Source organism: Lactiplantibacillus sp. C232 (assembly GCF_023806725.1).
GTDB lineage: Bacteria > Bacillota > Bacilli > Lactobacillales > Lactobacillaceae > Lactiplantibacillus > Lactiplantibacillus plantarum.
The window spans coordinates 1-16,833 of sequence record NZ_JAMSKZ010000026.1 but is presented as its reverse complement, the minus strand read 5'-3'; the positions used below and the strand labels follow the sequence as shown (position 1 = coordinate 16,833).

The following is a 16,833-nucleotide window of genomic DNA, read 5'->3' as shown; positions in this document are numbered from 1 at the left end:
ATGTAAAACAACTTCTCTTTAATCGTATAGCGAGAACCTTTTCTGCCCATAGAAAAACTCCTCCTTAGGTAGGCAAGCTTTGATTATTTGCTTGTCTACCCAAAGAGGAGTATATCCACCTAATAACTAGGCCGATCGTTTTTATTTTCAGAATTGTTTTTTGGCTTAATTTCTGGATTGTTTTTAGCAAAGTCTTTTAACTGTTTTTGAATTCTTTGTGTAAGCTCTGCTTTATTTTCTTTGTGCTTCCTTTTACTTGATCGCTGTTGAATTATCTTTTGATCCTTACCTCTTCTTTTTGATTTTAGGGCAAGCGTAAAATCTGAAATTTTATTTTGATCTAGCTTACTTAAATGACCGATTTCTTTAAAGTTTAAACCGGCTTTGGGAAAGCGATAAATATTACCAAGATCGACCCAGGAAGGTTTCTTCAACCCAGCGGATTGCCAATCTTGAATCGGATAATATTGTTGCTTGATATAAGCCGACTTCTTTTCATACTGACTAGTAATTTTAAAAGCCTCGACCGTCTGTTCTGATACCCGACGAATTAAAACTGGCCGAGACTTGCCACCGTTAGTTTCTACAAAACTAACGTATAGGCTGACTAAGTCATTAGTCCTCATCTAGATCATTGAGCCAATCAGCGACTTCTTTGGCGTCTTTGAACTCTGTTACTGGTGTCCCTTCGGTCGCCTTTAAAAAGCGTAAATTAGCTTTTTCTTCTTCGCTTAAAGACGCATTAAAAGGTAAAGCACCATTAGCAACAATCCGCTTGTAAAACATGTTAATGGCCGTGGTTGGATTTAAGCCCAATTCGCTTAAAACTGCTTCGGTATCATCGGCCAAATCTTTATCAATCTTGACTTGGACCCGTTTTTTTTCCTTAACTGCCATGATTGTCTCATCCCCTTTCTTTTGCTACTACCATTATACTACCTTTTAAGTACCTTATCAATAGATAAAGCCCTGGCCTCAAATCACTTGAGCTTGGCGTTGAGCTAAAGGCTGAACTTTTGAGCTGGTTAGCTCTGGCACTCATTTAAAAGCCCCTATTCTTCTGTTTAAGACATTTAAATCTAACTTAAGTATAAAGGGGGAGGTCGGCAAGCCTTAAAACTGCTTAGAAAGGATTTTGTAGCCTTTTAGGATTAGTAGTACAACCCACTGTTGTCGTTGTCGGCCGGCTTTTCTTCTTCGGGGTGTTTGGCCACGTATTCTCTAGCCGCTTGTTTATTCCACCAAACAGCAAATAGTACGACACCAAAAACTAAGCAGTATTCATCATGTTACAGCACCCAAGTAAAAGCTACAAAGATAAAAACATTCATCCTCAAAATATGTAACCTAGAAAAAAGGCCTCCAGTGTTAAACCGGGAGCCTTTTTTAGTATACCAATTTCTACTTCACACAAGGCGGCTTATCCCAAGTAACCTCATCACGCCCTGGCACTTCCACATTCCGTTATTTTATCTTTGTGAACTTGCCCAAAAAAGAAGTGGTATAGGTTACAGATTGGCCTTAATTGGGGAAAATGAGTTTGTGAAATTCACTGGGATTACTCCTAGACCATTCCCTTAAATTCAACTGTCTCATTCTTTGTATTAACCAAAAACTTACCAACACTCCCCTGATACTTCACGGATACTTTAAAAGAATACTTGTAATTTACCCGAGTATATCGAATACTACTAATTCTCCCCTGATACCCTTGCTTACGCAAAACTCTTTTTACTTGATCTCTCTGCTGATTTGTAATTCTTGCAGAACTCCGATAGATTGTCTTCTTAACGATCACATCTGGATTCAATGGAACAATGTAATCCTTACATTCCAACAATTCCACCAACTTTCTTTTTTTCTTTGGAATTTGACTTGACGGGTTACGGTTTTCCATTCAGTTTAGAGGGAGTGACGTTTTGAGCGCAGAATTGTTCCCTGGAATCAGCTATTTGGAATAACTGAACCAGAGTACAATTCTACTACTAAAAGTTTCCCCTTAGTTCGTCGGTCGTTAACGCCCGTCGCTTGTCTGTACAATTGCGGTATTGCTACCACCACTCATTATAAACCTACGTTTTCGGTTTAACCTACTAAAAAACGCCCTAGTAGGCGTTGGCAATACGTATTTATGTTTGTTCGATCACCAACTAATCAGTGGCACCAAGCCGAAGCTTCGTTTTACCACCCGCGCCGTTAATGGTCGCGCTCACCATTCACCACCCAGCCGTACAGATGACCTTGTTGTGGTATAGCCAGACTTATTGAAGTCGCACTGGCAAACGTGTCCCCTTGGATTTAGACCCCAGCTTGTCCCCTAGGGCTTTAAAAATCGCACCGGCCATGATATAATAGTCAGTAAATGAGTTGACTTTTGTGTGGCGCTCACCGATGCCAGTCGGTGGGTGTTTTTTTTTATGCAGTTTTTTAGGTATTACTTCTTTTGAACTACTGACAGTGTCCCCCATGATTCACAGTTAGTACAGCAAACGGTGGAAATAATGTTAAAAACACATCATATAATAGGACTGTCAATACCAATGATTATAGCCCTTTCATAGGATATCTGTCAACAATTATATTTAATTTCCCTTTTTCCCTTTATCTATTTATCCCTAAATAGAATTATCCCTAAATAGAAATATCCCTAAATCCCTTTTTCTATTTAGGGATATTTTTAATTCCCATTATAACAGTGTTCTCAGTCGATAAGTATCCCTTTTTCCCTTTATCCCAATTTCTATATATCCTTAATTCTATATATCTAAATAACTATTTAGGGAAATTTCCCTTTCACTATTAAATTGTGGTATACTAATTAAAAATCAATTGGAGGTCGTTGTTATGGATATTCCAGACGTAGTAAAGGCTATACAGTCTCGTGATGAGGCATTAACCATTGTGATTGGTAATCAAAAGGGTGGCGTGGGAAAAACAACTAACACGTATCTCATCGCTTATACCTTAGCTAAAATGGGAATACATACGTTGGTTGCAGACTTAGACCCACAAGCCAACGCCACTAAAACACTAATGTTAACGAAAAGTCAGCAGGAAGATACCGTGTACTCAATTAAAAAAACTCTGATGGTAGGCGTACAGGAGAAAGATCTAACAGACTTACCAGTTAAGATAATGGATAACCTTGACCTAATTCCTTCATATATTGATTTCCAAGATTTCACGAAATATTTATATCAGAATACGAATAATGAGTACGAAGAAACACATCTGTTGGAGCCCTTGTTTAATCCATTGAAGAAGAAATATGATGTAATTCTGTTGGATGTGCCACCATTTAGTATTGAGATTACCCGTAATGCTGTTATCTTCTCAGACTTTGCACTTATCAGCTTGCAAACACACGATGATAGTCTATCCGGTGCAGAAGAGTATGTGAATACCCTTTCTAAACTTCAGCAAGAGTATCAGCTAGATATAGAGGTAATTGGTATCTTGCCAATGCTTCACGATGCCCGTAACGGTGTCGATCAGACAATCATACAATCTGCTAAGGATGAGTTTGGAGAAGAAAATGTATTCACAAATATTGTTACTCAAATGGCCCGGATTAAACGATTCCCAATTAATGGAATTACCGATAAGGACCGCTTCGATAAGCGAGTGTTAGACAAGTACCAGCAAGTTACCGATGAGTTATTAAGCCGGATTGGCTTATTTATAGATGATAAGGAGGCCAAGTAAGATGCCAAGTAAAAAGCCTAATATTCTTCAACGAAGGGTTACCGGAGCGGTAAAGCCATCAGAAGAGTACCATGCAACAGATAATGCTACGAAAAAAGAGAATAAATCTTCCTCTATGCCAAAAAATCAGAAAAAATCCCTTAAGGTATCCGCAGAGACTTACAAGGATATGAAAGTCCTGAAGACAATTGAACATGTTAGCTTCGACTACGAGATTATCCAGCTTCTTATTGACCAGTATTACAAGGATATGACCGAGGAACAACAGCGCAGGTATACCGTATTGCGGGAGAATATGTAAGCAGTGCTACATTAAAATAAAAGGGTAGATTGCAAATTTAATCCGAATTTTTGGACAAATTTGTCAGTATAACCTGATACGGTGTTTGCCAGTCGAGTATTTTAAGCGGTCGCTGGTTAATTTGGAGTAACGTCGTCGTTAAATCTTGAGCACTAATGTGCTCAAAACGAGTCCCTTTAGGATAAAAATAACGTAAATTCCGATTAAAGCGTTCATTACTACCACGTTCAGCTGGCGTATAAGCATGGCAGTAATAGGTCTTAATACCATATTGTGATTCAAGTGATACTAGCCCACTAAACTCAGTGCCACGGTCCACAGTAAAGCTGTGCACCGGACCATTAAAAGTGGTTAGGAACTTAGTTAGGGCTTCATTAACAGTCGCTGTCGTCCGATCTTTTAACCGGTATGCCCAAAGGAACCGTGATTGGCGATCGATTAAAGTTAATAAAACTGCCTTACTATGCCCACGAGGACCAACGACTGTATCTAGTTCAAAATCGCCGATGCGCTTACGTTGATTAATCATCATGGGACGCTGTTCAATTGATCGCCCCAAAGATTGATTATATTTGGATCGTTGGTCAACGTTACGCCGTTGGCGTACGCCATGTTCAGGTAGATCATTCAAGGAGAAACCAATTCTCCCCTGATTTAGCCAATTATAAATAGATTTAGTAGCTAGTTTAAATTCGTGAGCAATCATTCCTGGTGACCAGCTTAGACGTAAATGGTTGAGAATTTTTTGCTTTAACTCATCGCTCAGCTTAGTTTTCCGACCACATCGTGATCGCTTGTATTCGGCATCTGTTTGTGCTAATTCAGCCTGATAAGGTTGACATCGAGATAATTCATAAGAAATTGTTGACGGTGATCGGTTCAGCCGAACGCCCATTTGGATATTGGACAGCCCTAGTTCACAAAAGGTTTCGATTTTAATTCGTTCGGAATAGGTTATACTAGACAAAAGATCAGCTCCTAAAAGATGGGTTTGTGGTAAACACCATTTTAAAGGAAGCTGATCTTTTTTGTCCGAACAGCGTTCGGATTAATTTTACAATCTACCATTTGTGATCAGCCTTTCTTTTGAGTGTCAAAATCAAAAGAAAGGCTGATCACAAATGACCTATACTCATCTTACTATAGACGAACTTGCCACAATTTATTCTTTTTGGAAACTCGGTAAAAAGGCTTATCTAGTGGCCCCAGCGCTCCATCGGAGTGCTGAAACTGTGTATCGTATTTATCGGTTTCTTGACGCTGGCGGTACGATTATTGATTACCAATGCCACTATCGAAAGCATAAACAACATTGTGGGCGTAAACCAATTCAACTACGCCCTGATGAACTGGCCTATATTCAAGCCAAAACTCAAGCTGGTTGGCAACCAGATACCATTATTAATCGCCAAGAACGGGCTTTCAGCTGTGGGGTTCGAACCCTTTACCGCCTTTTCAAACGCGGTGTTTTGGGGTTGTCGACCAAAGATTTACCGATGCACGGCAAACGGCACCCTAATGGTTACATTGAACGCCGTGGGAAAGCGGGTCAATTGGGCAGGGATTTAAAGAATCGTTATCAGGACTATCCTAATTTTAATCAAGAATTCGGCCATTTAGAAGGTGACACGGTTCAAGGTAAAAACCATCAGGGTGCGGTAACCACGCTGGTTGAACGACAAACTAAGGTCGCAATTGTGCTGAATTCGCATACCAAGTCGGCACACGATGTCAATCGTAGTTTAGCAGGATGGCTTTCGAAGCTGCCACGACACCTATTTAAGTCAATTACGTTTGACAATGGTAAGGAGTTCGCCGGTTGGCGAACCATTGCTAACCAATTTGATTTAAATATTTACTTTGCCGCTGTCGGAGCACCCAATCAACGTGGTTTAAATGAGAACACCAATGGTCTGCTGCGTAAAGATGGTTTACGTCACAATCTTATTATGGACCAGCTATCAGATGGATTTGTTCAAGCAGTTGCCAGTCGACGAAACCACATCCCACGAAAAAGTTTGAGTTACCAGACACCTCTGGAAGCATTCATCAGTCAGATTACAGATGAACAGTTAAAAAATTTCTAACTTAATTTGACAATTCGGGAGATTAAAAACACTGCTTTTGGCTTCCGTAATTGGGAGAACTTTGTCAACCGTATTAAGATTCAACGCCAATGGCTTCACCCAGCACGTCAAACTGTGACGGTATAAAAAAGTACCTAGACCAATTAAGCTCCAGATACTTCATAAGGATTCCATCAACTTCACATGACAAATAACAAAAAAACTGGCATTGGTGTGGTCCAATGCCAGAAATTTTACAGCCAATATCATTTGTTTTTTAGATCATCAACAGTATTAATATTCTTCATATATTTGGGAACTGCCAACCCTGTTTGAGCACCCTTCAAATTTTTGCGCAATTGAACATACTTACCTTTGTACTTCTTGGCATACAAGCCATGGGTAACTGGTAACTCAGCAGTCACGGAAGCGTCAGAACTACCATTAGCTATCGAATTCCACATAACTCCCACGTCTAACTGTTGCATTGTAGCTTTATATCCTTTTTGCTTCAACAAAGTCGTTACTAAAGTGGTTGTCGCAATTTCATAGTCATATGGTGTATAAACTAATTTAATTTTTTTGCCATGACCGTTTGGCACCCCCGCTGTCCATGCTTTGACTTGTTTAGGATGGTTTTTAATAAACTGATTGACAGCTTTTTGCTTATTCATGCCACCGTTTATGTTCAGCATTACTGGATTTGACATTGAAATTGTCCAATGGAAATTCTTTAGTAACTTAGTAGCACCTGAATTATCTTTTTCCAACCCTTTACGTGTAATGGTGCGCATTGATTCACCATTACCATAAACATGTTTTGGATCTTTTAAAAATTTCAACGAATATTTAGCAACCATCCAGTGTGGCTGCCAGCCAGTAACAACGATAGGCTGTTTATTTTTAACTGCCTTGGATAACGTGCTAATCATCGCAGCTGTAGAACTTGGCATGATCTGCCAGTTAGCCTGTTTCAACTTATATTTTGACAACAATGTTTGTGTATTAGCCATTACACCCGCACCAGCTTCGATCCCTGTAATCGTATAATTGATTTGCGGTCCTAACTTTTTATGTGAGTCGTATTCAGCTGGTTTAGCACAAGCACTAACTATGGCTGTCAAACATATAATCACTGTGGCCATTTGCAAATAACGGAGAATTCTTTTCTTCAAACTAATCATTCCCCCTTTATTTGGATGTTTTGTTGAACGATTGTGTGATTCGATCCAAAATAATAGCTACAATAACCACAGCAATTCCTGCGGCAAATCCTGCCCCGGCATCATTACGCCCCACAGCAAAGTAAACCTGAGTTCCTAAACCAAGGGCGCCAATCATTGATGCAATCACGACCATTGAAAGTCCAAGCATCATCGTTTGATTAATTCCGGACATTATTGTTGTTTTTGCTAGTGGTAACTGTAATTTGATTAGCTTTTGCCAGCTGGTCGAGCCAAAGGAATCCGCTACCTCGATCAAGTCACTTGGCACCTGCCGGATTCCCAAGTTTGTCATTCGCACTGTCGGTGGCGTCGCAAAAATCACTGAAGCCAACACCCCCGGTACCATCCCGATACCAAAAAATGAAACGGCCGGTATTAGATAAACAAACGCTGGCAAGGTCTGCATGAAGTCAAGAATTGGTTTGATTACGATCTCAGCTCTTGAACTTTTTGCCATCCAAATTCCAAGTGGAATCCCAACAACGATTGCAATCAAACTAGACGACAAAACTAACGTCAAGGTCTGGGTCATATCACGCCAGTATCCTAAGTTCCAGATCAATAACAGCCCCAAAACTTCAAACACCATGAAACTAATTTTCTTTTGTCCTCGTTTAACCCAGTACGTGAGTGCTAAGACCACCAAGATAAAGACCCATTGCGGCAAGAAGTCAAAAGCCCATTGAATACCGTCAATGATTACCTGGAAAAAGATCGTCACACTATTAAAAAATCCGGTAAATTGACTCAGCCAGTCAACACCTGAGTTGATCCAATCCGCTAAAGGTATTTGTCCAATATTCATTAAGCACTCACCTCTTCCCCAGCGATAGCCGCCAAAACAGAACTCCGTAGAATGATGCCTAGTAGATGATCGTCATCATCCAACACGACATAAGGAATTGCTGCCTTCGAAATATCGTTAATCAATGCATTGATTGGCATATCCACACTTGTCTTAGGCACGTCTGTCCTAAGAACTGACTTCAGGTCTTCACTGCCCTTCTTAATCAGATCCGAAACATCATGCGCATCGGCAAAACCCACGAATTTGTTGTCATTATCAACCACGTATATTGAAGAGATATCGTTGGCTCGCATTCTCCGCAAAGCCACCCGTGGTCCAGCCTTTCCAATATTAACCACCTGGGCCTGCGTCATTACACTACTTGCCGTCAGGACCTTTGTCCGGTCGACCCCTTCGATGAAGCGTTCTACGTAATCATTAGCCGGGTGAGTCAAAATATCTTCCGGATTATCAATTTGTTCGATATGGCCATCACGCATGATCATAATCCTATCCCCTAATTTCAAAGCTTCGTTCAGGTCATGGCCAATAAAAATGATCGTTTTATGCATTTTTTCTTGAATTTGCAATAACAAATCCTGCATTTCTTTCCGATATAACGGATCCAAGGCCGAAAATGCCTCGTCCATCAACAGAATCTCGGCATCATTGGCCAAAGCGCGCGCGAGACCAACCCGCTGCTGCATCCCGCCTGATAACTGATCTGGATATTGGTCGTCATACCCGGTCAAGCCGACTAGTGTCAATGCTTCATGAGCTTTCCTGTTTCGTACATCTAACGGAAACTTTTTAAGCTCCAATCCATAAGCCGCATTTTGTAATACGGACTTATGCGGAAACAAGGCAAAATTTTGAAAAACCATGCCGATCTTATCTTGGCGCAAGTGACGTAATTCTTCCTTACTGAGGCCCATCACACCTTGTTCATCGATTTCAATATCCCCATCAGTCGAATTTATCAAGCGGTTGATCATTCGGATAATCGTAGACTTTCCACTTCCAGACAGCCCCATGATTACAAACAGTTCACCTTCATTAACAGCAAAACTAGCTTGATTAACTCCAACAGTACAACCTGTCTGCGAAAGGATCTCTGCTTTAGACTTTCCCTCACGCAACAATTTTTTTGCTAGAGATATTTGCTTTCCAAAAATCTTAGTTACATTTTTAACTTTAACTTTTTCTACCAACATACACCTCCATGTATTAGCATGTTACCCAGATTATTATTCATAAGGAATAATAATCTGGGTAACATGCGCCACGCGCTTGGGTAGACATGGTGTATAACGCTATGAATGAGTCAAAATAAAATTTACATTTTTTATATTCACCAATTTGTTCTAAACCAAGAAATTAGCACCATATCCAACCAATTTCATCTTACTCAACCTTCATAAGGCGTTCAAAAACTTCTTGGTTACCTAAAAGTACTATAATCCACTATATCAAAATTTTGATTTTTTTAAAAGTCTCCAGCTTTAGAACGTGATTAGAATTTTTTTAATAGGGCGAATTTACAATTGAAATGCAACACAAAGTAAAAAAATAAACCCATACCGGGTAGAATATGTTTAACGACCAAATCAAACAATTCGAGGTATCCGGTATGAGCTATAAACATCTTACTATAAAAGAACGTGAAATACTTATGTTTTTACGAACTAAGGGGTTATCTATCCGGGCTGTTGCGTTACGGCTGGGGCGAAATCCAAGCACTATTTCACGGGAGTTAAAACGTTGTGCAGGTAATTATTCCCCAAGCAAAGCAGATAATGACTATCATCAAAAGCGGCAGAATTGTCACAAGAAGCGGCTATTAGACAGCCATCCACAATTACGCCGTCAAATTGTTCATTACATCTTAGATCTGCACTGGTCACCAGAGCAGATTACCGCTCTCTTTAATAAGGAACATCAATGGTGTGTTAGCTACAACACAATTTACCGTCATATCTATCAACACAATTTAGGTGAGAAGTACTCCTCACGTGGTGATACCGGTATTCAGCGCCATCTCAGACATAAACATCGGACTCGGCATTCAAAGAATACTAGACGACATCGAGAAGTACAGACCGACTATATCTCGATCCATGAGCGCCCTGGTTTTATCAACCAGCGTCAACGTATAGGTGACTGGGAAATTGATACTGTGATTGGTCGAACGGGTCACTCCATCCTTTTAACGGTTGTCGATCGGCTTAGTCGGCTTACGCTTATCAAAAAGGTTGTGCAAAAGGACTTGCAGGAGATAAATAAAGGCTTAGTTGAACTGTTAGGGGCCATTCCTAAAGAATTTGTTCATTCTATTACACCAGATCATGGGACCGAATTTCTTCATCTTGATGAAATCAGCGAAAGGTTAGGTGTTACTGTCTATTGGCCCGATCCATATTCGCCTGAACAGCGTGGAACAAATGAGAATACAAATGGATTAATCCGGGAATATTTTCCCAAGCGAACAGATATTGATAATTATACAGAACAGGACGTTGAACACTGCCAAAAGCAGTTAAATCAACGTCCTCGCAAAGTGTTAAACTATGAAACCCCATATGAAGTATTTTTTGACAAACCGTTGCACTTAGTTTGACAATTCGCCATATATAATTAAGCAATGCACCTTAAAATCGCTTAGAAGACGTTTTAAAGGGTCTATACGGTGTGCTGTGTTGTGGTGTGTGATTGCTTGGTGTTGAACGTATAGATTTAGATACTATTTGGTCGTGAAATATTTATCCCGCTACTTTTATTCTAGTAATGTTGATACAATCTACCAAATATTACAATTCATTACAAAAACGGCCTTATATTACAAGCACCCCCTAAAAACGTAATGTTCTGATTATTGCACTGCAACACTCACTAGTTATACTAGTCACTGTTGATTGGTTGAGACATCAACTGCTCGACCAATAGAAAATATATGTAAATAATCGAACACACGCAAATTATAGGAGAGTGTATTATTTATTATGAAGATCAAAAACCTTGTATTATCATCAACTGCTGCATTAGCTTTATTCGCTATCTCAACAACGGTTGCCAACGCTGATACTTATACTGTTAAGGCCGGCGATACTGTTTCAGCAATTGCCCAAGCTCACAACACTTCAGTTTCAGCCATTGAAAAGGCAAACAAGTTAGCTAATGTTAACTTAATCTTCATTGGTGATAAGCTTGAAGTCAATGGTACTACTACAACAACCACGACTTCTGCTGCTACAAGTGCTGCACCACAATCAGCAACTAGCCAAGCTACTTCTTCAGCTGCTTCAACAACCTCAACGACTTCAACACAGACGACTCAACAAACGACCACGACACAATCATCAGCTCAGACTAGTCAAACTCAAGCTCAACCGAGCCAAGCTAGCCAGACCCAATCAAGTCAAACACAAACTAGCAAACCTGCTGCTCAGACGACGACTCAAACGTCTAGTTCAACATCAAACTATAGCAACAATGGTTCTGATAGTGCTGCTAAGGCTTGGATTGCTGGTAAAGAATCTGGTGGTTCATATTCTGCTCGTAACGGTCAATACATCGGTAAGTACCAATTAAGTGCTTCATACTTAAACGGTGACTACTCCGCTGCCAACCAAGAACGTGTTGCTAACAGTTATGTTGCTTCACGTTATGGTTCATGGAGCAACGCCAAGAGTCACTGGCTTGCTAATGGCTGGTACTAAAAAGCCACTCTAAATTAATAAACAAATGCAAAGATTGCGGATCATTTCTGATTCGCAATCTTTTTTATACTATATTAAATCTGTGCTGAAGCACGTGTGTCCCCCCACCAATACCCATTATAAAGTTACTCAGTTGCTAAGTGACTTTATAATGGGCCTTAGCACTTAGCATGCTGACAACCCGTTATTTAGATATGCGATATGCTTATTCTAGCAACCGCTTTAAGACGGACACGATCCAGACCTGCTAGTTGTCTCCCCCAATCGACGACCCACTCTCCCAACCAAAATACCGCATGTTTTTATTTAACAATTCACCAACCTTAACGGAGAAAATCCAACTAATTTCCTGACTAAGTACAGTCCCGAACCCCCGACAGTTTGACGACTAGTCCACAACGACAACCACATACCATTCAGCTATGGCGTAATACTAACCCAGTAACGTTTTAGTAGCGATCGTCATGGGCTACTTTTGGCATAAACCTACTATAGTAATACTTAATTAATCGACGCCTTCGTTAACCGACCACAATTGACTACACGATGCGCAACTTCTATCAATTATCTGCTTTACCGAAAAATAATTAGTCAGTACCACGTCTCCACGCAATAAAATGACTAGTTAAGTGTCGCTGTAATCAGACCTCCCGACAAATTAACCCGTCAAAATTTACTAGTTAAGTGCTTAAAATTATCGATAATCATCGTTGACTTTTCATAAATCGACCAAAAGTGATTACTTTTATCGGATAAAGCGGCTAATTTTCATCATTAGTTTCCCCAATTAATCATTGTCGTTATTGATTTTACAGCTAGTTAATCGGGATTGGTAGCGCTATTTTACAATCTACCATTTACACAAGATATTTTACGCTCTCGGTAACTCTGCTGGGTATACTAGTATCAACGATACGTACACTATGTATAATGATGCCCAAGTAAACATAACTGCTGAAAAAATCAAGAAAAACAATGGGCAAGTACTCTTCAATAATAAAATTAAGCCTGAAGTGCAAACTAACAGGCCAATTGTTCAAGCAAACAATTGGCTATTAACTAAAAACTAGTTTTTGGTTAGAGATCGGTTGATCTCTAGCTTCCACTGTATAATAGATTAAACAAGAAGTTTTCTACGTAAAGTCAAGTATATTAGGACTCTAAAGTCTTAATTTCTGACATATTTGACATCATTGCTTTAATCGGGGCGTTTTATTCCTAAATTTGGAGCATCACAAAAGGCTTCAAAGAAATTACTTCTTTGAAGTTAACCTAGGCTATAATGAACATGATCAATTAATTACGACAAAAGTCTTTTTGATTATTGTTGGCTACGTTGTAATCATACATTTGATCAGTGATAATCAAAATGTAGACCGTTCTAAGCAATTTATGGATTGAAGCAATGGCAATTTTCTTGAACCCCTTTGTTTGAGAAAATTGCTTTTTTCGTTCATAGTAATCTGCTATATGACATGGACTAGTCTTAGCCGCTAGATCGATTTGTCCAATTGCACGATAAAGAATCTTCCGCGCAACAGCATTGCCGTGCTTAGAGATCCTTAAACTAGAATCTTTTTCCCCTGATTGATATCTACCTGGATCAATACCAACAAAAGCATTTATCTTGTTTGGATTACTGAATCTTCTAATGTCGCCTAATTCGGCTAGAATTCGGACGGCAGTTATTTCAGCGATACCAGGAATACTCATTAAGATTTCTAGATCACGATTAGGCAAAGTCTTAGCTAATTTAATCATTGCCTCTGATCTCCGCTCGCGATCAGCTGTAAGCCGTAATAATCTATTGGCGTAATAAACCACTTCATCACGCTCTGGGTCGTCTTGATCGACTGCTGGATAAGCTAAATCCGCGAGATGCTTAAGTTTAATAGCTAGTTTTTGAGCACGGTTAATACCATAACCTTTAAAATCTTTAATTTGCTTAGCGATGGTTGATACGTCAAGATTTCTAACATCTTGGCAGTGTGGAAAGAGCTCAACTAAATACCAGTAATTAACTCCTCTAGAGTTATTGAAAATGGTTTCTAATTCTGGAAAAGTTAACTGTAAATATTTATGAAGTCGATTCTTGGAAGAAACAATATCGTGAGTTAATTCTTCATAAGCCCGACTTAAAGATTGCAATTGATGATAAGCCTCAGGCTCTTTTCGATTAGGTTGATGCTGATTTCGATCTTGAGCTAGTGCCAAATGGTAAGCATCATTGCGATCGGTTTTATTGCGACGTAAGCCCTGATTAATTTCTTTCTTAGCCTTTAAAGGATTAAGAAGAACATAATCATAATCGTATTCATCTAAAAATCTAGTAATTCTGCGTGAATAAATTCCAGTTGCTTCTAAGATGATTTGTGGATGTTCGGCGTATTCTTTTAGATCTATCAATAGAGTTTTAAAGCCGATAGTATCGTTAGTGATCTTATATTCTCGTGTGACGCCACTCTGAAGTACACAAACACTGGAATCACGACTACTTACATCTATGCCAAAGACAATGCTCATTTTTAAACCCTCCTAAATAGCTGTTAGTGGTTGGAACGTATTTACTAAGGTAATTATTTCTAATTTTCTAAACTGGACATCAAGTGTCGACATTCTTCGAAGAGAATACTAACTACTAAGTAAAACTGCCTGTTTTAAGGACGGCGTCAAGCGTCTAAACTTCTTACGGCATATAGTTTCACCACTATTTAAAGTTTAGAACAAAACTAAAATAGTGAATCAACTATCCCGTCGGATAATCGATTCACTATAAAGCTTAGAATGTTTTAAGGGCGGTGGCTGTCTTTTCCCTTGCGAGGTGAGGCCATGGGAACATGGAATAATCTTCAGGAAGGTTTCACAGTCAATGAGCGTCTTCCAGGCACTCTCGTTGATGTTGCTGTTTGGCACGTTTTTAATCGCGCTACTCAGCTATATCGACAAGCACCACAAATAAAAAAGCCGCCCTGCGTAACTTTGGTAGGTTACAGGGTAGCTTAATGCTGTCTTATTAACTTCGCCACCGCCTTTGAAGCGGCTTGCGTAGGAAGTCTTGTTAGCGCAAGGCTTCCTTTTCTGTCTACATTATAGCATGACTATGAAAAATTGGGTAGCAAGGCATTTTCGGCATATTATTTATCTTTGTATTTTTCAAAATAGGTTCAACTAATTCTGTTTCAGCGTTTTTCGTACTTCACCGTATTTGTATATAGTTTTCCAATATGTTTATGTCTGCCAACGGATCCACTTAATCTGATACCTACCATTATGATAAACCAATTTACCTATTAACTTAGTCTTGGTGCTTTTTTTCTAAGGTTGCTAATAATGCATCAATCCGTTGTTTAACTTGGGGTCGTTGGGTTGTATCAGTTAACAGTACTAACGTATCACCTTCATGAATCAAGGTGTCACCATGTGGAATCACTTCTTGTTCGCCACGCCGGATTCCAATGAGCAGTGCTTCTTTAGGCCATGGCATGTCTCGGACCATTTTGCCGTTTAAGGGACTGCCAAAGAAAACCGGTATTTCCAAATGATCAGGTCGATGAAGTTGCTGAACAGTTTTAGGCATTGTCATCTGCTTAAGCAATGCTTCATAGATTGGTGCACCGCCTAATAAATCAACAACAAGGTAAGCAGTTAACGATATGACTGCTAATGGCATTAAATGTGTTAAATTGCCAACCATTTCTGTTACCAGCAAGATAGCTGTGAAGGGAGCTTTTCCGATTCCAGCAAAGTAACCGGCCATGGAAAAAATGATTAGGTTCATGATATAGACATGCGATAATAATCCTAATTGATTCATTAAGACGCCATAAACCGCACCAATCACAGCACCTAAAGAAAGAATCGGCAAGAAAATACCGCCAGGTAATCCGGAACCATATGAAATCATTGAAAAGACGAATCGTATAATAAAAATTGCAATTAGTACAAACAAAGGTGGAACATACTGGCCAAATCCAACAATTAAGCCATTACCACCACCGAGTAAATTTGGCGAAAAGTAACCAACTAAAATTACCAGCAGAAATGGTACGATACCTTGTATTGGGCGTGGCAAATGTGTCAATTGATGATACCACCTAGGCATAACTAACAAGACCCGTTGATATAAGTAACCAAATAATCCCAAAACAATGCCGAGTAAAATTAAGTGCCAATAATTTGATACTGGTAAACTACGTGAATAACTTAAATGTAACACGGGAACAAGTCCGAAAACATTCAGCGAAATAAAATTTGAACCAATTGCTCCGGCTAATGCTGTTAACCAAACCAGCGGTGAAAAATTATGGTAAATCTCTTCTAAGACAAATAGAGTTCCAGCAATGGGGGCATTAAACGCTGCTGCTAATCCAGCAGCGGCGCCTGATGCAATTAGTAGTCGGCGATCAGTTCCTGATAACTTAAACCCAGAAGCGAAACCTTGACCAACTGACGCACCTAATTGAATCGACGGTCCTTCTCGTCCGAGAAATAATCCAGGTCCCAATGCCAGAATACCACCGATAAATTTTCGCCAAAGAATTGACCACCAGTGCATTTCCAATTCACCAGCCAATTGACCTTCAACTTGCGGAATTCCAGAACCAGCGATATAAGGTTCTCTCTTGAGAAGTCGAGCCACAATTAACGCTAAACCAAGGTTGATGCCAATCAACAATGCCCATTCCCACCAAACAAACGGCGCGATTCGTAAGTATCTATATACCAATCGACTATAGTGCAGCCCTATCTCAATACAATAGCGAAATAAGCTAACAACGGTGCCACTCATTAAACCCACAAGCAGGCCGAGTAAAACAAATCGCAAACGAGTAACGTCAAATTTTTCTTTTACAAGCTGTATCAAATAACTAATCCTCCATTATAACCAATATTATATAATTTAGTACTTAATTAAACTAGGGACTGTCTGAAAACTAAAAATTCAGGTATAATCTGAGGAAAAACGAATCGAGGCATTCCGATGACAACACCTAAACGATACGAACTGGAAGATGCTCAGTGGGACCGAATC

Annotated in this window: 14 protein-coding genes and 1 pseudogene; 6 read left to right on the top strand and 9 right to left on the bottom strand. The window is 39.6% G+C overall.

All coding sequences use genetic code 11. The annotated features are described in order from the left end of the window. Window positions 1-119: 119 nt before the first annotated feature. The 3 genes and pseudogenes from MZO41_RS15960 to MZO41_RS17010 all read right to left on the bottom strand — a co-directional run. Window positions 120-626, bottom strand: coding sequence for an mRNA interferase PemK (locus tag MZO41_RS15960; RefSeq protein WP_033098918.1), 507 nt, complete (start codon window positions 624-626; stop codon window positions 120-122). Continuing rightward, window positions 616-897, bottom strand: coding sequence for a type II toxin-antitoxin system RelB/DinJ family antitoxin (locus tag MZO41_RS15955; RefSeq protein ID WP_053339315.1), 282 nt, complete (start codon window positions 895-897; stop codon window positions 616-618). Before MZO41_RS15955 ends, MZO41_RS15960 begins: the two co-directional genes overlap by 11 nt. Window positions 898-1,151: 254 nt before the next feature. Further along, window positions 1,152-1,256: pseudogene (locus MZO41_RS17010) on the bottom strand (plasmid replication initiator protein A); the annotation flags it as partial. Window positions 1,257-2,844: 1,588 nt separating this feature from the next. Between MZO41_RS17010 and MZO41_RS15950 the strand changes: the two are divergent. Together MZO41_RS15950 and MZO41_RS15945 are read left to right on the top strand one after the other, a co-directional pair. Further along, window positions 2,845-3,705 (top strand): ParA family protein, encoded by an 861-nt coding sequence (locus tag MZO41_RS15950; protein ID WP_013356270.1) that lies wholly within the window; start codon window positions 2,845-2,847, stop codon window positions 3,703-3,705. Between the two features lies 1 nt (window position 3,706). Further along, window positions 3,707-4,006 carry a hypothetical protein gene (locus MZO41_RS15945; RefSeq protein WP_016526703.1) on the top strand — a complete coding sequence of 100 codons (300 nt, stop codon included), beginning with the start codon at window positions 3,707-3,709 and terminating at the stop codon, window positions 4,004-4,006. Between the two features lie 37 nt (window positions 4,007-4,043). On the opposite strand, the gene MZO41_RS15940 is transcribed toward MZO41_RS15945, so the two are convergent. Then, window positions 4,044-4,973 (bottom strand): IS30-like element ISLpl1 family transposase, encoded by a 930-nt coding sequence (locus tag MZO41_RS15940; RefSeq protein ID WP_053339316.1) that lies wholly within the window; start codon window positions 4,971-4,973, stop codon window positions 4,044-4,046. A 154-nt stretch (window positions 4,974-5,127) separates the two neighbouring features. On the opposite strand from MZO41_RS15940, the gene MZO41_RS15935 reads away from it, so the two are divergent. After that, entirely contained in the window at window positions 5,128-6,093 is a 966-nt protein-coding gene (locus MZO41_RS15935; RefSeq protein ID WP_058906972.1) for an IS30 family transposase, read from the top strand. Window positions 6,094-6,338: 245 nt separating this feature from the next. On the opposite strand, the gene MZO41_RS15930 is transcribed toward MZO41_RS15935, so the two are convergent. From MZO41_RS15930 to MZO41_RS15920, 3 genes are read right to left on the bottom strand one after another with little or no spacing between them, the layout of a single operon-like run. Beyond that, window positions 6,339-7,256 (bottom strand): glycine betaine ABC transporter substrate-binding protein, encoded by a 918-nt coding sequence (locus MZO41_RS15930; RefSeq protein WP_128650928.1) that lies wholly within the window; start codon window positions 7,254-7,256, stop codon window positions 6,339-6,341. 7 nt (window positions 7,257-7,263) lie between these two features. After that, a complete protein-coding gene (locus MZO41_RS15925; protein ID WP_013356275.1) occupies window positions 7,264-8,103 on the bottom strand; it encodes an ABC transporter permease in 840 nt (279 codons plus the stop codon). Then, the gene (locus MZO41_RS15920) at window positions 8,103-9,296 is read right to left on the bottom strand and encodes a quaternary amine ABC transporter ATP-binding protein (protein WP_027822877.1); all 1,194 of its coding nucleotides are present in this window, start codon (window positions 9,294-9,296) and stop codon (window positions 8,103-8,105) included. The genes MZO41_RS15925 and MZO41_RS15920 overlap by 1 nt, the downstream gene beginning before the upstream one ends. A 419-nt stretch (window positions 9,297-9,715) precedes the next feature. On the opposite strand from MZO41_RS15920, the gene MZO41_RS15915 reads away from it, so the two are divergent. Further along, complete coding sequence (locus MZO41_RS15915) at window positions 9,716-10,702, top strand: IS30 family transposase (protein WP_013356277.1); 987 nt, start codon at window positions 9,716-9,718, stop codon at window positions 10,700-10,702. A gap of 382 nt (window positions 10,703-11,084) precedes the next feature. Then, window positions 11,085-11,801, top strand: a complete 717-nt coding sequence (apf, locus tag MZO41_RS15910) for an aggregation-promoting factor (RefSeq protein ID WP_041161898.1) — start codon at window positions 11,085-11,087, stop codon at window positions 11,799-11,801. A gap of 1,296 nt (window positions 11,802-13,097) precedes the next feature. Here apf and MZO41_RS15905 read toward each other — a convergent pair. Continuing rightward, complete coding sequence (locus MZO41_RS15905; RefSeq protein ID WP_013356280.1) at window positions 13,098-14,324, bottom strand: IS110 family RNA-guided transposase; 1,227 nt, start codon at window positions 14,322-14,324, stop codon at window positions 13,098-13,100. A 346-nt stretch (window positions 14,325-14,670) separates the two neighbouring features. On the opposite strand from MZO41_RS15905, the gene MZO41_RS15900 reads away from it, so the two are divergent. Then, window positions 14,671-14,760 carry a putative holin-like toxin gene (locus MZO41_RS15900; protein WP_107696660.1) on the top strand — a complete coding sequence of 30 codons (90 nt, stop codon included), beginning with the start codon at window positions 14,671-14,673 and terminating at the stop codon, window positions 14,758-14,760. A gap of 336 nt (window positions 14,761-15,096) precedes the next feature. Here MZO41_RS15900 and MZO41_RS15895 read toward each other — a convergent pair whose 3' ends face one another. Then, window positions 15,097-16,665 carry a ClC family H(+)/Cl(-) exchange transporter gene (locus MZO41_RS15895; protein WP_016526665.1) on the bottom strand — a complete coding sequence of 523 codons (1,569 nt, stop codon included), beginning with the start codon at window positions 16,663-16,665 and terminating at the stop codon, window positions 15,097-15,099. Window positions 16,666-16,833 lie beyond the last annotated feature (168 nt).